The 21,428-nt window shown below is 65.9% G+C and carries 18 protein-coding genes; 7 read left to right on the top strand and 11 right to left on the bottom strand.

Annotation, left to right across the window (positions count from 1 at the left end; genetic code table 11):
- The gene (locus ABIE08_RS06090) at window positions 1–765 is read left to right on the top strand and encodes an ATP-binding cassette domain-containing protein (RefSeq protein ID WP_354549469.1); all 765 of its coding nucleotides are present in this window, start codon (window positions 1–3) and stop codon (window positions 763–765) included.
- 72 nt (window positions 766–837) lie between these two features.
- Here ABIE08_RS06090 and ABIE08_RS06085 read toward each other — a convergent pair whose 3' ends face one another.
- Window positions 838–1,737: a sugar-binding transcriptional regulator gene (locus ABIE08_RS06085; protein WP_354549467.1), complete on the bottom strand. Its 900-nt coding sequence runs from the start codon at window positions 1,735–1,737 to the stop codon at window positions 838–840.
- A 293-nt stretch (window positions 1,738–2,030) separates the two neighbouring features.
- On the opposite strand from ABIE08_RS06085, the gene ABIE08_RS06080 reads away from it, so the two are divergent.
- The 4 genes from ABIE08_RS06080 to ABIE08_RS06065 all read left to right on the top strand — a co-directional run bounded on the left by ABIE08_RS06080 (window position 2,031) and on the right by ABIE08_RS06065 (window position 5,295).
- A complete protein-coding gene (locus ABIE08_RS06080; RefSeq protein WP_354549465.1) occupies window positions 2,031–2,945 on the top strand; it encodes a tagatose-bisphosphate aldolase in 915 nt (304 codons plus the stop codon).
- A gap of 28 nt (window positions 2,946–2,973) precedes the next feature.
- A complete protein-coding gene (locus ABIE08_RS06075) occupies window positions 2,974–3,912 on the top strand; it encodes an ROK family protein (protein WP_354549463.1) in 939 nt (312 codons plus the stop codon).
- A 4-nt stretch (window positions 3,913–3,916) separates the two neighbouring features.
- Window positions 3,917–4,453, top strand: a complete 537-nt coding sequence (locus ABIE08_RS06070) for an AAA family ATPase (RefSeq protein WP_354549462.1) — start codon at window positions 3,917–3,919, stop codon at window positions 4,451–4,453.
- Window positions 4,454–4,533: 80 nt separating this feature from the next.
- Window positions 4,534–5,295: a putative phage abortive infection protein gene (locus ABIE08_RS06065; protein WP_354549461.1), complete on the top strand. Its 762-nt coding sequence runs from the start codon at window positions 4,534–4,536 to the stop codon at window positions 5,293–5,295.
- Window positions 5,296–5,343: 48 nt separating this feature from the next.
- Here ABIE08_RS06065 and ABIE08_RS06060 read toward each other — a convergent pair whose 3' ends face one another.
- The 8 genes from ABIE08_RS06060 to ABIE08_RS06025 all read right to left on the bottom strand — a co-directional run bounded on the left by ABIE08_RS06060 (window position 5,344) and on the right by ABIE08_RS06025 (window position 16,002).
- Window positions 5,344–8,562: a GH36-type glycosyl hydrolase domain-containing protein gene (locus ABIE08_RS06060; protein WP_354549459.1), complete on the bottom strand. Its 3,219-nt coding sequence runs from the start codon at window positions 8,560–8,562 to the stop codon at window positions 5,344–5,346.
- A 100-nt stretch (window positions 8,563–8,662) separates the two neighbouring features.
- The gene (locus ABIE08_RS06055; RefSeq protein ID WP_354549457.1) at window positions 8,663–9,010 is read right to left on the bottom strand and encodes a hypothetical protein; all 348 of its coding nucleotides are present in this window, start codon (window positions 9,008–9,010) and stop codon (window positions 8,663–8,665) included.
- A 208-nt stretch (window positions 9,011–9,218) separates the two neighbouring features.
- Window positions 9,219–10,100 (bottom strand): SMP-30/gluconolactonase/LRE family protein, encoded by an 882-nt coding sequence (locus ABIE08_RS06050; RefSeq protein ID WP_354549456.1) that lies wholly within the window; start codon window positions 10,098–10,100, stop codon window positions 9,219–9,221.
- 9 nt (window positions 10,101–10,109) lie between these two features.
- On the bottom strand, window positions 10,110–11,090 hold the full coding sequence (locus ABIE08_RS06045; RefSeq protein ID WP_354549454.1) for an ABC transporter permease: 981 nt from the start codon (window positions 11,088–11,090) through the stop codon (window positions 10,110–10,112).
- Window positions 11,087–12,130 carry an ABC transporter permease gene (locus ABIE08_RS06040; RefSeq protein ID WP_354549453.1) on the bottom strand — a complete coding sequence of 348 codons (1,044 nt, stop codon included), beginning with the start codon at window positions 12,128–12,130 and terminating at the stop codon, window positions 11,087–11,089. The genes ABIE08_RS06045 and ABIE08_RS06040 overlap by 4 nt, the downstream gene beginning before the upstream one ends.
- A complete protein-coding gene (locus tag ABIE08_RS06035; protein WP_354549451.1) occupies window positions 12,127–13,632 on the bottom strand; it encodes a sugar ABC transporter ATP-binding protein in 1,506 nt (501 codons plus the stop codon). Before ABIE08_RS06035 ends, ABIE08_RS06040 begins: the two co-directional genes overlap by 4 nt.
- A 293-nt stretch (window positions 13,633–13,925) precedes the next feature.
- Complete coding sequence (locus tag ABIE08_RS06030; RefSeq protein ID WP_354549450.1) at window positions 13,926–14,990, bottom strand: sugar ABC transporter substrate-binding protein; 1,065 nt, start codon at window positions 14,988–14,990, stop codon at window positions 13,926–13,928.
- A 196-nt stretch (window positions 14,991–15,186) separates the two neighbouring features.
- On the bottom strand, window positions 15,187–16,002 hold the full coding sequence (locus ABIE08_RS06025) for a GntR family transcriptional regulator (RefSeq protein ID WP_354549449.1): 816 nt from the start codon (window positions 16,000–16,002) through the stop codon (window positions 15,187–15,189).
- 188 nt (window positions 16,003–16,190) lie between these two features.
- Here ABIE08_RS06025 and ABIE08_RS06020 point away from each other — a divergent pair, with 188 nt between their 5' ends.
- Window positions 16,191–16,970 carry an SDR family NAD(P)-dependent oxidoreductase gene (locus ABIE08_RS06020; protein WP_354549447.1) on the top strand — a complete coding sequence of 260 codons (780 nt, stop codon included), beginning with the start codon at window positions 16,191–16,193 and terminating at the stop codon, window positions 16,968–16,970.
- Window positions 16,971–17,050: 80 nt separating this feature from the next.
- On the opposite strand, the gene ABIE08_RS06015 is transcribed toward ABIE08_RS06020, so the two are convergent.
- Together ABIE08_RS06015 and ABIE08_RS06010 are read right to left on the bottom strand one after the other, a co-directional pair.
- A complete protein-coding gene (locus ABIE08_RS06015; protein ID WP_354549446.1) occupies window positions 17,051–17,752 on the bottom strand; it encodes an E3 binding domain-containing protein in 702 nt (233 codons plus the stop codon).
- A 10-nt stretch (window positions 17,753–17,762) separates the two neighbouring features.
- Window positions 17,763–20,213 (bottom strand): thiamine pyrophosphate-dependent enzyme, encoded by a 2,451-nt coding sequence (locus tag ABIE08_RS06010; protein ID WP_354549445.1) that lies wholly within the window; start codon window positions 20,211–20,213, stop codon window positions 17,763–17,765.
- A gap of 212 nt (window positions 20,214–20,425) precedes the next feature.
- On the opposite strand from ABIE08_RS06010, the gene ABIE08_RS06005 reads away from it, so the two are divergent.
- A complete protein-coding gene (locus ABIE08_RS06005; protein WP_354549443.1) occupies window positions 20,426–20,995 on the top strand; it encodes an SDR family NAD(P)-dependent oxidoreductase in 570 nt (189 codons plus the stop codon).
- The last annotated feature ends 433 nt before the right edge of the window (window positions 20,996–21,428 follow it).

The raw sequence follows: 21,428 nt of genomic DNA, 5'->3' as shown, positions 1-21,428 counted from the left end.
ATGTCGGTGCAATCCCAACTGCAGACCCAGGAACCTATCCTGGACGTGCGTTCCGTCTCCAAGCGGTTCGGCGGCGTCGAGGCCCTCAAGGGCGTCTCGATGGCGCTCTATCCCGGCGAGGTCGTGGCGCTTGCCGGTGACAATGGCGCGGGCAAGTCGACCCTGATCAAGACCATCTCCGGCGTCTATGGCGCCGATGGCGGCGAGATCCGCTTCGCCGGCGAGGCGGTTCGCTTCGCCACGCCGGAGGCGGCGCGCGCCCATGGCATCGAGACGATCTACCAGGACCTGGCACTGGCCGACAATTTGACGATCGGCGCCAACATCTTCCTGGGCCGCGAGCCTATGCGGCGCCTGTTCGGCTTCCTGCCCGTGCTCGACCGTCCCGCCATGGCCAAGGCGGCGAAGGAGACCATGGCGCGGCTCGACTTCCACGTGAACCGGCTCGACGCTCCCGTGGGCCGCTTCTCGGGCGGCCAGCGCCAGGCGGTGGCGATCGGCCGGGCGATCTACTGGAATGCCCGCGTCCTGATCATGGATGAGCCGACGGCGGCGCTCGGCGTGCCGGAACAGCGCAAGGTCGTGTCGCTCATCCAGAACCTGAAGGCGCAGGGGCGTGCGATCATCTTCATCTCGCACAATCTGCAGGACATCTTTGCGGTCGCTGATCGCATCGTCGTGCTCCGGCGCGGCACGCTGGCCGGCGAACGCAAGATCGCCGATACCAACCCGGACGAGATCGTCAAGCTGATGGTCGGCGGCTGAGGTCGCATTAAAAGATAAGGGCGGTCGCATTCGTGCGGCCGCCCTTTTCCTTTTGGCGATCGAGATAGACAGTCAGAGACTGTCCAGCACCGCCTGCGCGGTACGGACGTCGGTGACCAAGGCATTGATGAGGCCGGCGCGGATGGCGCCCAGGATCGCCGGCACCTTGTTGGCGGAGACCGCCACGCCGATCACCAGAGGCGTGGCGCGCAATTGTTCCGGCGACACGGCGATCAGCCGGTCTTCGCCATCCCAGGGCACGGGATGGCCGGACACATCGAAATAGTGCCGCACGACGTCGCCGGCGGCGTGCGCCAGCGCCAGTTCGTTCGGCGTTGCCGAGGATGCGCCGAGGGCCGGATCGACCGCGTGCGTCAGGCCAATGCCGACCAGTGCCGCGTCGAGCCTTCCCCAGAGCGCGACATTCTCCTGAATGATGGGGTCGCTCAAAAACGCCTCGCGCGATTCCGGCGACGGCAGATAAGGCGCATGGATGAAATGCGGCGTTCCCGACATCTGCTCGGCGGCGAGGCGGACGAATTCGTTGATCTGGAAATGCGGGGCGGATTGCTGCATGCCGCCGGTCGCCGGCACGGTGAGGACGCCCGGCAGGCTCGGCAGGCCCGCCTGGATCACTTCGCGCACGGCGCGGCCCCAGCCGATCGCCAGCACAGAATCCTGCTTGAGGCCTGCGTCGCGCAGCAGCGCACCGACCGGTGAGGCGAGGGCTGCCATCACGCCCGTCTCCGGGGCGTCGACCACAGCCGCCTGCTTCAACCCCAGCGCTTCGACCAGCTTCTGGTTGAGCTCTTCCGGCGTCGCGATATCGGGGATCTCGATGCGCACGATTCCCTCCTCGCGCGCCCGTCGCAGCAGCCGCGAGATCGTCGCCGCCGAGACGTTCAACCGGCGCGCGATCTCGACCTGCGAGAGGTCGGCTTCGTAGTGAAGCTTGGCGACGGTGTGCAGCATCGTGCGGGTCGCAGCGGTGTCCTGGGATGACGAAGAGGACAGCTTGAAATTCCTTTCTGAAAGATGATACACATACACGCATCAGCTTGAGGGAGCCACCGCAGAGACGCCGCGTGCTCGAACCGCTAGCCTTCCGTGCATAATCCATTCGGGCAGGGGCGGTCCATAAAAGCGACGGGCATCGACGATGGATCGGGCATTCGCCGCCAGTTGCGGTAGAATGCACCGGTTCGGTGGCTTGAGAAACTTCGCCAACGCCCGGCAAGGCCGGCGCCAAAATCGGACCGTGCAGCATGACCCGAATGTCGACATCGGAATTCCGTGGCTACCAGCAGATCTGCGGGCGCGATGGCGCCATGATGGTGATCGCCTGCGACCAGCGCGGCGGGATGCGCACCATCCTCGCTTCCGACCCGGAAGAGCAGGCCAAGATCAGCAACGACATGCTGGGCGAGACCAAGTCGGACATCACCCGCTACCTCGCCAATGAAGCTTCCTGCGTCCTGCTCGACCCGCTTTGCGCCGTGCCGCATGTGATCGAGAATGGCTCGCTGGCGCGCGATACGGCGTTGCTGATTGGCCTCGACGCATCGGGCTGGGACGTTTCGCCGGAAGGCTATCGCCTGTCGAAGCTGGTGCCTGATATCAACGCCCGCCGCGTCCGCGAGCTGGGCGGCACCGGTGGCAAGATCATGGTCTATCTCCGCGCCGACAAGCCGGAGGCGAACACCGCCAATATCGAGATCCTGCGCCAGTCGATCGAGGATTTCGCGCGCGAGGACCTGCTGCTGGTGGTCGAGTTCCTGACCTACCAGCTCGAGGGCGAGAGCAAGGAAGACTACAAGGCCAAGACGCCCTGGCTGATCGAGGAGGGCACGCGGATCTCGCTCGAGCTCGGCGCAAAGGTGCTGAAGATCCCCTATCCCGGCACGGCCGACTCCTGCGCCAAGATCACGGCGATGTCCGGCGAGGTGCCTTGGGCGGTTCTGTCGGCGGGCGTCGATCACGAGACCTTCATCGGTCAGGTCGAGATCGCGATGCAGAACGGCGCCTCGGGCGTTATCGCCGGTCGCGCGCTCTGGAAGGATTGCATCCATCTCGACCGCGAGATCCAGCGCGAGCGGCTGACCACCATCGCGGTTCCGCGCCTGCGCCAGATCCAGGACGTCCTGGCGCGCTATTCGGCCCAGGCTCGCAAGGCGGCCTGATCCCATTCCTTCGGCGACCGGGTGCAACATGCCTGACACGTCAACAGCCATCGGCGTCGATATCGGCGGCACGAATCTCCGGGCCGCCCGCGTCTCCGGCGCGGGCGATATCCTGGAGCGTGTGTCCGAGCGGATCGACCGGGACGCGAACAACGCCATCGGCCGCATCATCGAGCTGGTCCGCCAACTCGACCGGCCGGATGTCACGGCGATCGGCATCGGCGTGCCCGGCCGGGTCGACGCCCGCCGCCGCACAGTGCTTTCCGGCGGTTATCTGAACCTCGCGGGCGCCGCCCTGGCCGAGCGGGTCGAGGCTGCGACCGGCAAGCCCGTCATCATCGACAATGACTGCAACATGGCGCTCGTGGCCGAGATCGCGGCAGGCGCCGGCCGAGGCCGGGAAAACGTCGTGATGTTCACGATCGGCACCGGCATTGGCGGGGCCATCGTTCAGGAAGGGCAGATCCTGCGCGGTCGCGGAACGGCCGGTCAGCTCGGCCACATCACCGTCGACGTCAAGGGCGCGGCCTGCGTCTGCGGCCGTCGCGGCTGTGTCGAGACGACCAGCTCCGGCACGGCGCTGGCGCGGCATATCCAGGAAGCCGGCCTGCCGGCGGACACCTCGATCGACGATATCCTTCGCAGGGCCGCCAAGGGCAATGCCGTGGCCCGGCAGGTTCTGGACGCATGGGCCGGCCCGCTGCGGGCGGCAATCGACAGCGCCTCGGCCGCCTTCGACCCGGATCTCGTGCTGCTGGGTGGCGGATTGGGCAAGGCCGCTTTCAAGGCGCTGCAGAAGGTGCCGGCGCTCGCACCCTGGTATCAGTATCCCGTCCTGTCGGCGGCACTCGGCGACGATGCCGGCGTCATCGGCGCCGCGGTCTGCGCCCTGATCGAGCATCGAACGCCTCTGCCGCCCTCGGCCCTCGTGCCGGCGGAACTCACCGTGCTCGAAAGGCCCGCCTGATTTCATGAAACGAGCCGTCCTCGTCAATGGCATTCCCGCCACGGGAAAGAGCACGATTGCCCGCGCGGTCTCGCAGCGCATGGGCTGGATCATCCTGACGCTCGATACGGTCAAGGAACCCTTCTTCGACCAGCTTGGCATCGGCGACCGCGAGTTCAATCGTGCGCTTGGGCGGGCGAGCTATCACGCCATCTGGTCGATCATCCGCGACGCGCCCGACGACACCACCTTCATTATCGATGCCTGGTTCGGCTTCCAGCCGCGCGAGGTGCTGGAGGCGCATATCGAGCGTGCCGGTGTCGGAGCGACCGCCGAGATCTGGTGCCACACGCCGCCCGAGGTCCTGGCGAAGCGCTATGGCGACCGCCTGGATCAACGCCATGCCGGCCATCCAGGCGCCGCCTTCATCCCCGAGCTGATCGAACTCGCCAAGCGCGCCGCTCCCGTCGATCGCGGTCCGCGTTTCGACGTCGACACGACGCAGGCGACCGACATCGAGGCGGTCCTGGCTTGGCTCAGGCCAGCGCTGAGGCTGGAGTAGTAGCGCGAAGTCTGCCTCCTGAGTCTTGATTGCTCTGCCGCGGGACCCTCAACTACACGTCCATCGATTCGGGGGAAGCAATGCGGAAGGCTGTTTGGGGCGTTGGCGTTTTAGTCGTGATCGTTTGGTGTCTGTTTGCCGGTCAATATGTTGTGCTGAGCGCTCTCGGCCACGGGTGGGCACCAGACAAGCTTGGGCAATGGGGTGATAGTTTTGGTGCTCTCAACGCTCTGTTCGGTAGCCTTGGCTTCATAGGACTTCTGGCTACGCTGTGGATGCAAGGCGATCAAATTGAACAGCAGAAGAGTGAGGGAGCCGTCGCGCGGGATGAACAGCACCGCCAGAGGTTTGAATCATCGTTTTTTCAGCTTCTCTCGCTCATGAGGGAAGCTAGAGACGGTATAAAATACGGCAGCTTCCGCGGCGAGGCAGCCATCCAGCAAATGGCCACTATTCTTTCTAGGTCAGTGTCGGTTAAGGGAGCGATATGTTCGATAGATGATCAGATTCTGGAAATAATCAAGGAATATGAACTATCTTTCGGTTACAGTCAAAATACCGTTGGTCGGTATTGTCGCGTCTTTCATAACATTCTTAAGAAGATAGATTCGGATAAAATGCTTCCCGAGGCAGAGAAGAATGACTATGCTCGCCTTTTGAGGTCTCAGTTGTCCGATGATGAAGTTTCTTTGCTTGGGGTTAACGGAATGTATCTGGGATATTTAAAGTATAAGTCGCTGGTCGGTCGCTATCGTATTCTAAAATATAGTTCTAACCCTCATATTCGCTCCTCACTTGAGGCTAGCTACGGTTTGGATGCGTTCTCTAGCTACAAGCACTAGCCCCGCGATGCTTCACCGGCGCGTTTTTTGCTCTTGTGTGGGTGGCTACTAGTTTTGAGTATTAATCTGCTCAATCCCGAAGTCCCGCCGCAATCCCAGGATCCGTCGCACGAAGATCTGGGTATAGAGGCCTGGTCCGCTTGAATAAACTCGCCAACCGCCATCGACGGCGATGCTGCCGTCGCGCACGCGGCTCCATTCGGCGCTTGCCTTGTAGCGGTCCGGGAACGCCGCATCGCTGGAGCTGAAATAGGTGTTGCGCTGGCGCAGCGACGCCTGCGACAGGCGCTCGGTGACGGCGATCGGATTGACCAACGCGATCGCCTCGCGAGCGCCTTCCGCGTCGCCGCTGACGGCTAGCGCCTCGCAGTAGCGCAGATGTGCATGCACATACATCAGGCCGATCTCGCGGCCGAAGAAGGCGGCGGATTCGGCGCGCCGGAACAGCGTCTCGACGCCGCCCCGATAGACCACCGGCTTGTCCATCAGCCGCGCGCCGTCCGGGTCGAGCAGGTGCTGGCGGATGAGATCAAGATGGGCGCGCGTCTGCGCCGGCGTGAACAGGCCGCCCAGGATCGATTGCGTCATCGGGATCAGCGAGTAGGAAAGCCCGGTTCGCTGGTCGCTCGGATGCAGCAGCAGTTCGACCTGGTCGTGGCCGGGATCGAACAATCCATACCCGGCAATGACGCCGTCGCGGATCAGGTAGCGGTTGACGTCGCCGCGCATGACGCCGGCGAGCGAGGTGAGCGCCGTCGCCTCCGCCACATCGCCCGTGCGTTCCAGGATGGCGGCAAAACGCTGGATCTGCTCGTAGAGCAGGGCGACGGTCCAGGTCGAGACCATCCAATCGCGAAGGTGCGGATCGGCCGGCTGCAGCGAGTCGTTCCAGTCGCCCTCGCCATAGCGGATCAGATGCGTGCCTGGGATGAAGCGCGCCCTGACGGTCGAAAGCAGCAGCTCGATATGCTCGCGGATCGTGCCGGTCTCGGCCGTCGGCTTCAAATCGTCGTCGCGCCGCCAGGGCAGGCTTATGTCGAGGATGCCGAGATCGCCCGTGGCCTCGATATAGTCGCAGAGCGCCTTCAGCGGCCAGACAACGATATCGCCATGCGCCTCGCCGGCGCGGATGTTGGAATAGGGCGGCAGCATGAACCATTGCGGCCAGTCGCCCCGCGTCCGGTATTGCTCGGCGAACAGCGTCGTCAGGATGTCGCGCGCCGTCTCGTCGTGGCGCAGCGCCAGCATGAATTCGAGCGGACCCTGGCAGACGTCGCGCGTGCCCCAGGCCGCGCCGGTGTATTGCTCCAGACCGTGCGGCACAGTCAGGTGGATCATGGCGTCATGCGCCAGCCAGGGCAGGATCGCCTGTTCGGCCGAGAGCGCGTCGCCTTCGCCTGGAATCGTGACATCGCGGGTCACGCGGCGCCAGTAGTCCGCGGCCGGCGCAAGCAGCGCTTCGTCCGGCTGACCCTTGGCGTAGAGGTCCGCGAGGCGGCGCGCCTCTGCCGGATCCGTCATCGAGCCGACGACGGCGAAGGTCAGTTGACGGGTCTCGCGGGTGCGCAGCGCGACATAGGCGCCGCCACGCGGCGCGCCGTCCTCGTAGAGCAACTCATCGCCGCCGATCGCCTCGACAGCCTCCGGCGTGCTGGTGACGAGGTGATAGGCGGCATTCGGGAAGTTCTTGCCCCAGAGCCAGTCCTTGCCGGGCTGGAAGGTGAAGCGCTTGGCGGGCTCGTCGATGGTGATCCGGCCGCTCTGCTCATAGTCGCGCTCGCCGAGCACGATATGGCCAAGCACGAGGAAGCGCGCAGGCGGTCCATCGACTTCGACGCGCCATTGCATCGCGGCATCGACGCCGGAGGCGATGGCGTGGACCGTGACGGTGCGGTCCGCGAGCCGGTAGATCCAGCGGCAATCGCTAAGACCCATATCGAAGGCGGATGGCACCGAGAGCAGGCGCCAGCCTTCGCCGGTGTCGATCAACATGCGCAGGCCGCTGGCGCGGGTGATGTTGTAGGGATCGCGCGAGACCGAAAACAGCTTGTGGAACGAGGTGTTGCCGATGGTGAGCTGCGCGGCGAAAACGCCATGCATCCAGCAGGTCGCGGCGAGTGTCGCCTCATCCGGCATCATGCCCTGACCGCTGCGGACGATCGCGCCATGGCGGCGGGCGACGATATCCTCCTTGGCCGCCAGAACGACATGCCGGTTCAGGGCCCCCTCGGCCACGAAGAAGGAGAGCAGGCTGCCATCCTGGCGCTCTTCCAGTTCCCGAGCCGGATAGAGCCTTGCGAGGTCAGCTCCGTCGAGCGGCAGAACCGCGAGCGGCGCGGCGTCCTGCAACAGGCTGCGCACGGTCGGCGAGGGGGCGATCGCTTCGAAGGCAGGGCGCTTCGCCGCTTCCACGATGCCGTCGAGGTGGCCGAGATCCCCGTCGCTGGAAGCCTCGGGGTGGTTGGAGACGAACTGGCTGAAGAAAGTCCAGCTTGCCGTGGCCGCCGGAGCCAGCGTTGCCGGCTTCGATTGAACGGCCGGGCAGGCGAGCTCGTGCTGCCAGACGGTGCCGGGCAGGTCCGTGCCGAAGCCGAGCTCGATCTCGTCGCGCGCGCGGAAATCCGGCCCGAAGATCTGGATCGCGTCGGTGGCATAGGAGACGGCGCCCTCGATGCAGCCGAGCGCATGCCAGGGAAAGCGCCCACCCTGCGACAGGTTCTGCCGGCTCATGACGACCGGGCCGAAGGTCGGATGTTCGGCCGCGCGGTGGTCGATATATTGCGAGGCATAGGCCTCGCTCCCCATCAGGAAGCCGCGCCCGCCGAGGCCGAGATCCTGTGCCAGCACGATGTCGCAGGGGATCTCCATATCGCCCCGGTTCTCGACGTCGACATGCCAGAACCAGCGCGTCGCGTGGGGATCCAGCCGCAGCGTTACCTGATGCGCGATGCCGCTCGTTTCGCCGCGCCAGACGAAGTGGATGCCGTCAGCAGCGAGGGAAACCTTGGCCCGTGGGCCCACCAGTTGCGCGAGGAACGGCGTCTTGCCGCCGACGCGCAGCCAGATCCGGCCGATGCCGCCATCGATCGGCGAGCCCAGCACCTGGTTGATCATCACCGGTGCACCGCCTTCGGCACGGTGCGTGATCGAGAAGATGGCGCCGTTCGGCAGCGCGGAGATCGAAAGCCCCGGGGGATTGGCGAGGTGTTGCAGACCAAGGTCTCCGTCGCGCGGCGTCATGAACTCGCGGCTACTCGTTTGCGGCATTGTAGTATCGCCCCTGATCGCTTCGAGCCCCCATCTTAGCCACAGGTCGCACCGTTGCCGAGGGTGGGCGCTGCCTGGCGAAGATTGACTCAGTCCGAATCTACCAAGTGGTCCATTTCTGAGCGGTTTCTGCGTTAGAGATTCCACCCCAGTCCAAGATTTTTCCGGAGATGTCGGCGGCCGAAAGAGCCTCCATTTTTAGTAGTTCTTGGCCATCCACCACATAGCAAAACAATGGCTCGCTGTTGTCAGCGTGCCAGAGTTCACCGTCTTGCTTGGGCAGAAGCAACAATGTCTGCGTGTCATATTCAGGGATGACGCGGTCGGATCGGAAGAAATATGCCGTTCTCGTACCGATTTTCACGAATCTGACTATGGTTCCGGGGCTCACTGGCGGCTGAAGCGGGCGCTCCGTCGAGAAATAAAATGTTGCCTTTGAAATGTTCAATTCAAGGCCTCTCAGTATTCTTGGCTTCCTTCGTATAGATCAAATACGTAGTCTACCGCTATGTCCATGAGCCTTTTGCTGCGTTGGTCGGACGGCTTTGCATCTCGGTCGCCTTTGGCCTTGTCATCACTTCCGAACACGAAAGTTGGGATACGAAAACGGCCGGGCGATGTCCGACCGCTTTTGACTTGAGATGAGGCTCTGGAGGTCACCCCTGGAACGGCACCAGCGGCAGGCCCTTGACGCCGACGTCTAGCGCGAACAGGCCGCCGGGATTGCGCTGGCCGGCGAGTTGCTCCGGCGTGCGATTGTAGATCGCCGTCGTGACGTAGAGGACATCGAGATCCCGGCCGCCGAATTCGCAGCAGGTCGGCAGGTCGGTCGGCAGTTCGATGGTGCGCATCAGCTTGCCGGCGGGATCGAAGCGCAGCACCTTGCCCTGGAACGGAATCGTCGCCCAGTAGCAGCCCTCGGCGTCGACCGTGGAGCCATCGACGATCCCCTTCGTCTCAGAGAGATCGAAGAAGGTCCGCCGGTTTTCGACCTCGCCGGTCGCCGGGTCAAAGTCCCAGGCCCAGACGACCGGGCCATGGCTGTCGGTGTAGTACATCGTCCGGCTGTCCGGGCTCCAGGCGAGCCCGTTGGAGCAACCGATGCCCTCGACGATTTTGTGAATCGAAAGGTCCGCGTCCAACCGGTAGAGCGAGGCGTTCCTTACCACCGGCTTGCCGGGCGCCTCGAACATCGAGCCGGACCAGAAGCGCCCCTGCCGGTCCGTCTTGCCGTCATTGAAGCGGTTGTCGGGGAGGTCGGCTTCCGGATCGGTGATCTTGTCGAAGCGGCCAGTCGCTGGATCGAAGAAATAGAAGCCGCTCGCCATCGTCAGGATCAGCCCGCCGCTTGCCCGCACGGCGAGGCAGCCGAGCAATTCCGGCGCGATATGGGTTTCCGTCTTTCGCGTCAGCGGATCGAAGCGGTGAATCGCCTTCTGGTAGATGTCGATCCACCAGAGCGCCTCCGTGGCCGGGTCCCAATAGGTTCCTTCGCCCAGCTGCGCCCTGGCGTCGGAGACGCATTCGATGTCGGTCATGGCAATTCCTCAGGCGGATGGGCCGCGCGACCGGCCGAAGCGCGGCAGGAAGGCGGAGAGGCCGGAAAGGGCTTCGCTGGCGAGCGAGACGGTGACCAGGATGACGACGCCATAGACGATCAGCAGCGCGCCGCTGGAGAGGTTCAGCGCCGGCAGCAGCCCCGTCAGGATGGTCAGCACCAGGGCGCCTGCAATAGTGCCGATATAATGGCCGCTGCCGCCAAGGATCGAGGCGCCGCCGATCGCCACCGCGGCGATCGACGTGAAGAGATAGGGATCGCCCATGCCGAGATAGGCCTGCGCCGTGTAGCCGGTGAGCAGCATGCCCGCGAGCGCTGCCGTGAAGCCGGACAGCGTATAGGCGAGCACGGTGGTGCGCAGCGTCGGCACGCCGGAGAATTCCGCCACCGTGGCGCTGGTGCCGACGGCATAGAGATGCCGGCCGAAAGCGGTCTTCGACAGCAGGATGGTGGCGATCGCCGCTAGCGCTATCCATAGGATCAGCACGACAGGAAAGCCCGCGATCCGGCCGACGGCCAGGAACTGGATCGCCTTCGGCGCGGTCGAGGTTGGCGCGCCGCCGGTATAGACGAGAATGCCGCCCTGCAGGATGACGTTGACGGCGAGCGTCATGATGATCGGCGGTACCCCGAAGATCGCGACGCCGAGGCCGTTGACCATCCCGACCAGCGCGCCCGCGGCGAGCAGCATTGGCACGATCCAGAGCAGCGGTGCGTCCTGGCTCGCGGCCAGCAGCGTCATCAGAACAGCGGCCGAATTCAGTACCCATGGCACGGAGAGGTCGATGCCGCCGCCGATGATCACGAAGGTCTGACCGAGCGCGACGATACCGATGAAGGCGGCGAGCACGACTGTGCTGCGCAGATGCGTCGCCGACAGGAACCCCGGCGCGACGACGCTGGTCAGAAGCAGCAGGACGATCATGCCGAGATAGGCGAGCAGGATGGCGCGATGCCGGCGGATGTTCATGAGAGGCTCCGTCGCGCGGATTTCTCGGCAATCGAACTCGCCAGCACGGCGATGAGCAGGATGATGCCGGAGACGATGGGCTGCCAGTAGCTGGAGACTTCCAGCACGAATACCAGATTGCCGATGATGGTCAGGATGAAGGCGCCGATCATCGTGCCGACGAGCCCGCCGCGGCCGCCGAACAGGCTGATGCCGCCGATCACCGCCGCCGCTACCGAGGGCAAGATGTAGTCCTTGCCGATGGTGGGTGAGCCGGCGCCGGTCTGGGTCGTCAGATAGAGTGCCGCCAGCGCTGCGAAGATGCCGGAGAGGCCGTAGGTGGCGATGTTGATGCCGATCGGCGAGACGCCGGACAGGAAGGCAGAACGCTCGTTCGAGCCGGTGGCGCGGATGGCGATGCCGAGGCGCGTGCGCTTGAACCAGAACCAGAAGACCAGCAGTAGCGCCAGCAGCCAGACCGAACTAGATAGGCCCAGCCAGATCGAGACGCCGAACATGGTCCAACCAGAGGGCAGGGCGCCGCCATCGGTCGGCAGGATGATCATCGCCGCTCCGGACAGGATCGACCAGGTGGCGAGGGTGACGAGGAAAGGCTGGAGCCGCAGCACCGTGATCAGCACGCCGTTCAGCGCGCCGACCAGCCCGCCGATCGCGACGATGCCGAAGGCCCACGCCGCTGCCTGCCCGGGGTCCGTGCCGAACCGGGTCGCTGTGAGCACCGTGCCGAGGCTGATCATGCCGCCGATCGAGAGGTCGATGCCGCCGCGCAGCAGCACGATGGTCTGGCCGGTTGCGGCCAGCAGCAGCGTCATCGCCGCCGCCGTATCGAGGTTCAGTTCGTCGATCGTGAAGACGCCGTCGCGCAACGATGCGTAGACCAGCAGCAGCGCGACCAGCATGACGCAGGGGATGATCAGCGAGGCGCGGTCGAGCAGGGCCGATTTCCAGATCGCGGCGCGTGAGCGGCGGTGGGCCGTCCCGGTGGGGCCGGCGTCGGCAATCGTCTTCCTGGCCGGGTTGGTCGGGTCCGCGACGCTCATGCTGCCCTCGTTTCGATCATGGCGGCACGCAGGATCTGGCGCTCGGAATTATCCTCGCCTTCCAGTATGGCGGCGAGCCGGCCGTTGCGCAGGACCGCTACCCGGTCCGCCACATGAACCAGTTCGGCGAGGTCGCTCGAATAGAACAGGATCGCGTAGCCCTTGGCGGCGAGGTCGCGCATCAGCTGGAAGATCTCGCCCTTGGTGCCGACATCGATGCCGCGCGTCGGGTCGTAGAGCAGCAGGATGCGCGCTTCGGTCAGCAGCATCTTGCCGAAGATCACCTTCTGCTGGTTGCCGCCGGAAAGCGTGCCGGCAAGCTGTTCCGGCGTGCCGGCCTTGATCTTTAGCGTCGCGATCATCTCGTCGACCAGCGCGCTCTCGCGCTTGGGGTTCGTGATGCCGAAACGGGTGAAGCGCTGGATGACGGAGAGTGTCAGGTTCTCGCGCACGCTCTTCGACAGCAGCAGGCCGTGATTGCGCCGGTCTTCCGGCACGAGCGCGAGGCCGTCGCGGCCTGTCAGCGCCTGGCGCGGGCCGCGGATCGTCTTGGGCCTGCCCCAGACCTCGACCTGGCCACGCGAGCCGCCTATGCCAAACAGCGCCTGGAACAGCTCGCGCTGGCCGTGGCCCTGCATGCCGGCGACGCCCAGCACTTCGCCTTCGCGCAGGTCGAGGTCGATATCGGCCAGGCGATGATCGACGCCGAAGCCGCGCAGGCCAAGCGCGACGGTTGGGGTCGCCGTGCTTCTGCGTTCCGGATAGAGCCGATCCATGCGCCGTCCCAGCATGTCGGTGATGATCGTCTCGTCGTCGACGGCGTGGGTGTCATAGGCCGCGACCGTCGCGCCGTTGCGGAATACCGTGATGCGGTCGGCAATCTGGCGCACCTCGCCGAGCCGGTGCGAGATGTAGATCACCAGCCTGCCGGCCTCGGCGAGGCCCTTGGCCAGGCCAAGCAGCCATTCCGTCTCCTGCGGCCCGAGCGCCGAGGTGGCTTCATCGAGGATCAGCACCTGCGGGTCGCGCGACAACGCTTTGGCGATCTCGATCACCTGCCGTTCGGCCAGCGTCAGCCGGCGCAGTTCCTGATCCGGCCGGATCGTCGGGAATTTGTGGCGCGCGAAGAGTTCCAGCGTCGCCTCGCGCATGGCGCGGCCGCGCACCGTTCGGATGGCGGAGAGAGGCTCGCGGCGAAACCAGATGTTCTCCTCCACCGTCAGGTCGGGAACGAGCGACAGCTCCTGGAAAACGGGCGAAATGCCGGATCGCTGCGCTTCCTGCGGATTGCGCGGACGATATTGCGAGCCGGCTAGTGTCACCGTGCCGCCATCGGGGCGAACGGCGCCGGCGAGAATCTGGATGAACGTGCTCTTGCCCGCTCCGTTCTCGCCGAGCAGCGCATGCACTTCGCCGGCGCGGGCGGAGAAATCGGCGCGGCTGAGGGCGGTAATGCCGCCATACCGCTTGGTGATCGCGGTCGCGTTCAGAAGTTCGGTCATGCAGGCCGGACCTTCAGTCAGAAATTTCAGGACTCGTCGCGCCTATGCGCAGTCTGCTCCCTCTCCCGCTGGCGGGAGAGGGCCGGGGTGAGGGACTTCCTCACGTTGCGGCGTTCGTAGACTTTCCGGGAAGCAAGATTCCAGGAAGCAAGACCCTCACCCAACCCTCTCCCGCAAGCGGGCGAGGGCCAAGCAAGGAGAGGCTCGGTCTGCTCCCTCTCCCGCGGGCGGGAGAGGGGCGGGAGAGGGGTAGGGTGAGGGGCTCCCTCACCTTGCTTGAAGACCCTCCAGCCTTACGAGCCGGCGGCTTCCTGCGGCGTGATCTCGACCCAGTCGGGCGAAATCGGCAGCGACAGGCCAGGGGCGAGATCCGGGAAGGCGGTCTTGCCGATCTCGATCTTCTGCATCTTCACGTCCGGATAGAGCTTGGACGGCTGCGGGTCGGTCGACTGGAACGGGCCGTAGACGAAAATGTGCTTATCCTTGACCTCCTTGCCGTCGAGAATGTCGACGGCAAGCTTGATCGCCTCGGCCGAGAGATAGGCCGGATTGGTCTCGAGGATGCACTGCGCGCCTTCTGTCTGGGCGCAGACGAGCGAGGCCGAATTGTAGCCGCCGCCAGCGACGGGAACGAGCGGGCGGCCGGCGTCCTGCAACGCCTTGATGGCGCCCGAGCCATAGCCCTGGGTCAGGATCGCATCGACCTGAGGATGGGCGGCGAGCAGCGACGCGACGCCTTCCTGCTCCGGTCCGAGCGCATAATTGCCGTTGAAATAGCCGACGATCTCGATGCCGGGATAGTTCTTCAGCACCTTCTCGAAGCCGCTCTGCAACTGCTCGGAAATCGGCGCGCCGGCCAGGCCGCGATCGACGAAAACCTTGCCCTTGCCGCCGATTTTCTCGGCGATCCACTCTGCCTGGACGGCCGGAAGCATGTTCCAGTCGGACTCGACTTTGTAGGCGCAATCGGCCGTGACGACCTGGTCGAAGGAGATGACCAGGATGCCCGCGGCGCAGGCTTTCTGGATGGTCGGATTGAGCGCGGTCGGCGAGCCGGCATCGATCAGGATGGCGTCCGGCTTGGTGCGGATGATGTTGTTGAGCGAGTTGATCTGCGCCTGGGTTGTCGTCTCGACGTTCTCGACCTTGAGGTCGACGCGGCCGGCGAGCGGCGGCTTCTTCACCACGGCATCGGCGATGCGCAGCATCTGCTGGCGCCAATCATTGCCGACGAAATTGTTGGAGAGATAGATCTTGTAGGTCTTGCCTTCGGCCATGGCCGGCGCGGTCATGGCCCCGGCCAGAGCCACGGACAGGCTGATTGCCGACAAGGCGGCGAGTGCGGCTGTGCGCTTCACGAACTTTCCTCCCTCAAGGAACGTTTCCCAACTGATGCGTGCGGATGCTTCTTGCCGGTGGCGGCATCCGTCATGGCGACGCGTCATTCCCTTCGCCCGGGCTCCTGTCCCGCGCGGCCTCGCAGTTGATCCTCATCCCTGCGATGAAATATATGCTATTATAATCTCTTGACGGAGTCCAGACGTGCCGACAGTGTCAGCCGAGGTCGTTGGGGGCGTCGTAGGAGAGGCTGAACAGGTCGGCGCGGTTCTTGTTGATCGTCAGTTCGACCGGTTCGCCGGCGGCCGAGAAATACAGCATCTCCATGACCAGGATCGGTCCGCCGACCTTGTAGTCGAGCGCCTCGGCCAGGGCCTCGTCGGCGATATCGGCACGCACGGTGATGCGCGCGCTGGAAAGCTGGATGCCCAGATGGCGCTGGACGGCGCGGAAGACGACGACATCGTCAAAGTCCGGGCGCTTGAGGCGGGATCCGATCGCCGGCGGGAAATAGAAGGTGGTCTGGCAGGCCGGGCCGTCCTTCTGGTGCAATGTCGCGCGCAGGCAGTGGCAGCTTTCCTCGGGCTTCAGGCCGAAGGCCGCGCTCGCCGCTGCGGAACGCTCCTTGCGGTAGGAATGGATCTCGAGGGCGCGGCCCTTGGTCGATTCGGCGATCTGCGCGAAGCTGCGGAAGTCGAAGCTGGGCTGCGCCGGCAATTCCGGCACCGCGACGATGGCGGGCTTCGCGGCGCGCTTCTTGATCAACCCGTCATTCTCGAGATCGCGCAGGGCCTGGCGGACGGTGATCAGGCTGACGCCGAAGCGTTCGGCGATATCGGCCTCGCGCGGGAGCGAGGTACCGGGCACCAGCGTGCCGTTGGTGATCGGTTCACGCAATATGGTCACGAGCTGCCGATAGAGCGGACCGTCGTCGCGCGAAAGGGCACGCGGCTGGAAGCTTTCGAGCGAGGCGGCGGCGCCCGAAGCGTCCGGCGAGCTGTCGGCAACGGGGTCCGTCTTGCTTGCTTTCACCTGGCTCGTTCCTCAGAATCGCTTTTGTTCGACCGTCAAATTAGCGAGTTTTTCCAGCTCGCACCAATCGTTGCCTGCAACTCGGTCCTCGGTCGACAAACGGTTGCCGCTCGCCACGATAGATTATAGTATCATAATAGATAGTTGAAGTCCGGTAGGTTCGGACGAAGGCCGGGGAGGGCAGGCGGATGCGCAGCGATCTAACGGGCAAGGTGGCCGTCGTCACCGGCGCCGCGGGCGGCATCGGGCGCGGCATCGTCAGCCGCCTAGCCGCCAATGGCGCCTCCATCGTCGTGGCCGACATCAACGAGCAAGGCGGCCGCGACGTCGCGGCGAGCCTGCCGGATGCCCTGGCGGTGGCGGTCGACATCCGCGATCCCAACTCGATTGACCGGGCCGTCTCGGAAACGATCGCAGCCTATGGCCGGCTCGACATTCTCGTCAACAATGCTGGCGTCAACACGCTGGCGCACCGGGTCGATGTCGACGCGTTCCCGATCGAGGAATGGCACCGCATCGTCGGCATCGACCTCGACGGGCTGTTCTTCATGACCCGGCGGGCGCTGGAGCCGATGCTGGCCGCCGGCCGGGGCGGTCGCGTCATCAACATCGCCTCTGTGGTCGGCCTCACCGCCATGCGGCTGCAAAGCCCGTTCGTCGCCGCCAAAGCCGGCATGGTGCACCTGACCCGGTCGATGGCCCTGGAACTGGGGCCGAAGGGGATTTTGGCGAATGCAATTGCCCCGGGCTCGATCATGACCGAGGCGACGAAGGCGCTGTTCTACGGCGCGGACGGGATGTTCCAGGCCAAGACGCAGGCCTTCATGGAGCACATCCCGCTCGGCCGGCCCGGCACCCCGGAGGAGATCGGCGAGGCGGTGCTTTTCCTCTCGGCGCCGGAATCCTCATACATCAATGGCCAGATCCTGGCGGTCGATGGCGGCTGGACCGCCGGCTACATGATGTGAAACGCGAGGGGTTAACACGGCACGCGTGTTAACCCCTCTGTTAGCCTCTTGTCAGCCGTCCGTTAAGCCGGCTGTGTCCCTCAGACCAGCAGCCGCAACGGGGCTTCGAGCAGGTCGCGGAAGCGGGTGAGAATGGCGCTCGCCTCGGTCTCGGCGATCGCGTCGGCGTCATGCACGACCAGCGCCTCGGCAGTCTCGGGGCCGTCGGCGGCGACCACCAGGATGCGCAGGTCGATCCCGGTCGGCAGGCTGCCGGCGACCGGCCGCACGCCTCTGGCGGCGAGGCGCGACACCACCATCACCTTGCCCTCGGGCGAGACTGCCTCGGCATCGCTCCCGATCTGCCGCGCGATCTCGGTCGGCGCCAGCGTCAGCGGGCGCGCGATCGTCACCACGCCGCCCTCCGGCTCGATCCAGCGGATCGCTTCGGCCTCGGCGCCGGCGGCTCGCGCCGCCGCCTTGACCAGGAAGGCATCGATCGAAAGCGCCGAGCCGGAGGCGGCCAGGAAGGCGGCAAGCGGCGCGAGGTCGATGGTTGCCGCGAAGGCGGAGATCGACCGCGCCGCCATGACAAGCGGGGCAGGGGTCGCCGGAGTCGGAACCGGAACCGGTTCGACAACCACCGCTGCGACTTCGGGCGCTGCGGCCGGCGCGGCCCTCAGGTCTTCGGCGACGATGCGGCCGTTCGGGCCGGAGCCGGTGACGAGCGCCAGCGGGATGCCGCGCTCGCGGGCGAGCTTTCGCGCATAGGGCGAGGCGATGGTGCGGACAGGGGCGTTCATGCGATCCCCCTCAAGCCCGGACGCTGCCGATGCGGCCGCCCATCGGCACGACCGTGCCCTTGGGCTGCTCGATCGGGCCGAGAATGCCGTCTATCGGCGCCTCGATCTCGACCACCGCCTTGTCGGTCTCGATCTCGGCAACGATCTCGCCGGCCTTGACCGCATCACCTTCCTTCTTCAGCCAGCCGACGATGGTGCCCTCGCTGATGGTGAGGTCGCCGAACGGCATGGTGATCGGCTCGCCGTCGCCGGCCGGAGCCTTTGAGGCAGGTGCCGGCGCCGCCAAGGGGGCAACCGGAGCGGCCATCGGCGCGACGGGGGGCGCCACAGGAGCCGGCGCTGCCTGGCCACCGAGATAGCGCCAGTGCTTCGGCACCGGCGGCTTACCGGCGAGGACGCCCTTGGCGGCGGCGACGATCTTGTCGGCGTCGACCAGCATGGCGCGCTCCAGCGCCGGGGCCAGCGGATGCGGCTGCGCGTCGGTATGCAACCTGCCAACCGGTGCGTCGAGATCGTCGAAGGCGAGCTCGTTCATCGCCTGCGCCACCTCGGCGCCGACGCCGAAGGCGCCCCAGCCCTCATCGACCACCAGCAGCCGGTGCGTCTTCGCGACCGATTTCGCCACCGTGCCGACATCGAGCGGCATGATGGTGCGGAGGTCGATGACTTCGGCCGAGATACCCTCAGCCGCCAGCTTCTCCGCCGCCTCCAGCGCGCGGTGCACCAGCTGGCCGGCCGAGACGATGGTGATGTCGGCGCCGTCGCGGGCGATGCGCGCGAGGCCGAACGGCACCAGATGCTCGCCGGTCGGCACCTCGCCCTTCGAGGCGAACAGCGCCTTGGGCTCCAGCATCATGACGGGGTCGCCGGCCCTAAGCGCGGTCTTCATCAGGCCCTTGGCGTCGGCCGGCGTCGCCGGCATGCAGACGATCAGGCCCGGAATGTTGGCCCAGCTCGGATGATAGGTGCCGCTGTGATGCGGGCCGGCCGAGCGGACCGCGCCAGAACCCACCCGCACCACCATCGGCGCATTCATCTGCCCGTTCGACATGTAGCGCAGCTTGGCCGCCTGCAGCACGATCTGCCCCGCCGCCTCGAATACGAAATCGGCGAACATCAGATCGGCGATCGTCCGCGTGCCCGTCGCCGAGGCGCCGATCGCAGCGCCGGTAAAACCCTGCTCGGAGATCGGCGTATCCACCATCCGGTTGGGGCCGAACTCGGTCCAGAGGTTCTTGGTGTGGGCAAAGGTCCCGCCGCGCTCGCCGGTGCCTTCGCCGAAATAGAGCAGATGCGGATTGCGGCGCATCTCCTCGGCGATGCCGTCGCGCACCGCATCGAGCCAGCTCTGCGTCACCATCGTGGTCGGCGCCGCCTGGACGAGCGCGTCGGCCGGGTTGATCGGCTCGGCATAGACATGCAGCGCCGTGGTGGCCGGGTCCGGCTCCGGCGAATTGCGCGCGAATTCGAGCGACTGCGCAACGACCTTGTCGATCTTCGCGTCGATCGCGCCCAGCTCGTCGGCCGAGGCGGTGCCGAAATCCTCCAGCAGCCGGGTGCGCAGCATCTGGATCGGGTCGCGCTTCGCCCATTCGTCGACCTCGGCCTGGGTGCGATAGGTGCCCGTCACCGGGTCGCCCTCGTGATGGCCGACGGTGCGATAGGTCTTGGCTTCGATCAGCGTCGGGCCATTGCCCGAGCGGGCGCGTGCCGTCGCCTCGGCCATCACCTGCCAGACGGCGATGACGTCATTGCCGTCGACAGCGACACCCGGGATACCGTAAGCGGCCGCCCGCGTTGCGATCTCCGGGTTCAGCGTCGCGGAGGCGAGCGGCGTCGCGGTCGCATAGAGGTTGTTTTCGCAGACCAGGACGGCCGGCGCCTTCTGGATGCCGGCGAAATTCAGCGACTCGTGAAAACCGCCATGGTTGGTCGCGCCATCGCCGAAGAAGGCGACGCCGACGCCGTCCTTGCCCTGGGTGCGGGCGGAAATGCCGGCGCCCACGGCATGGCTGATGCCGGCGGCGACGATGCCATTGGTGCCGAAAAGCCCGGTCTTGCGGTCATAGAGATGCATGGTGCCGCCGCGCCCGCCGCAGCAACCATCGCGCTTGCCGAACAGCTCGGCCATCAGGATGTTCGGGTCCATGCCCTTGGCGAGCGCATGGCCATGGCCGCGATGGGTCGAGGTGATCCAGTCGGTGGGGCGCAGATGCGCGCAGACGCCGACGGCGGTCGCTTCCTCGCCGATATAGAGATGCAGGAAACCGGGCGTCTCGCCCTTGCGGCAGGCGGTCTGCGCCACGCTCTCGAAGCGGCGCAGCAGCACCATGCGTTCGTAAAGCTCCAGCAGCGCCGCCGCGCTCAGCCCGGCCGGCAACGTCTTGCCCGGCGCGCTTCGGAAGATCGGATTGTGGATTTCCGGGGCGCGGATCGCCGGATTCATCACTTGAGCGCTCATCATCCCTCCCTGACCCCGCGCTTTTCGCGCGGGTGATGCGTCCTCGAGCCCGGTGATGGACATCGCATCAAAAATTATAATAGCATGATGTTATGTTATCGAGCCGCGCCTTGCCAAGGTCTAATCGACGGGCCGGCGCAAATCGGCGGCGGGAAGCCGGGCGTTGCCAGAATCCGGCCGATGCCGCATAGGTCCGTTCGGGGGAGACCAGCATGGAAATCGAGATTTCAGGCCAGTCAGCGCGCGTCGCCGGCGCGGAAAACGCCATTCTCGCCGCCGTCGTCGCGGCGCTGAAGGCGAATGGCGCGACCGTCTCGCGAAGCCCGGGCGAGGGCACGCCGGACATCTTGGTCCTGTCGCATCCGCTGTCGCCGGAGGCCGCCTACCGGCCCGAGGCGCTGGCGCTGGAGGCCGAGACCGTGGCGCGCGCCATGGCGGCGCAGGGCGGCGGCCGCATCGTGCATCTCGTCTCGGCCGCCGGGCTCGTGCCGATGCGCCGCCATCCGGCCTGGTCGGCGGCGATGGCCTCCGCGATCGCCAGCGTCCGCGCGCTCGCCATGGTTTGCGGCCCGGCCGTGCGGGTCAATGCGGTGGCGGTCGGCCGCGTCGGCGAGGCGGGCGACGAGGCGATGCTCTCCCACGTGCCGCTCGGCCAGGCCGGCAAGCCGGAAGACGTCGCCAACGCCGTGCTCTTCCTGGTCGACCCGCTCAACAGCTACACCACCGGCCAGACCCTTGCCGTCGACGGCGGCTGGACGACGGGCTATGGACGGAATTTTTGAGACTTCGGGCGGGGCGCCTGGGGTACCGCGATAGTGCCTTGGCAGCCCGCCAGGCGACCCGCAAAGGTGGCTTGGCAGCCTCGGGGGTTTCTTCACCTCTCCCATGGGGAGAGGTCGGCGCGAAGCGCCGGGTGAGGGGTTGAGGCCCCGCCTGAGAGATCGCAACCCCTCACCCGCCGGCCCTTGGCCGTCGACCTCTCCCCATGGGAGAGGAGAGGGCCCTCGGGTGAGGGAACGCGCTTCTCCGCCGCCAGCCCAGCCCTCGCCCGATACGCTCGGGCCGGCCACGCCACGCTCCCCGTCATCCCTGCGAAAGCAGGGATCCACCTTTCGCTGCAGAAGGCGGGGTGGCCAAGGCCAACGGCCGGCAACCATGGCGGCGTGGATCCCTGCTTTCGCAGGGATGACGGAGTGGGGGGAGAGATCGAGCCCG

It is taken from the genome of Kaistia defluvii (assembly GCF_040548815.1).
Taxonomy (GTDB): domain Bacteria; phylum Pseudomonadota; class Alphaproteobacteria; order Rhizobiales; family Kaistiaceae; genus Kaistia; species Kaistia defluvii_A.
Note: the sequence above shows the minus strand (reverse complement) of the source record. Positions and strands in the feature narration are given on the sequence as shown.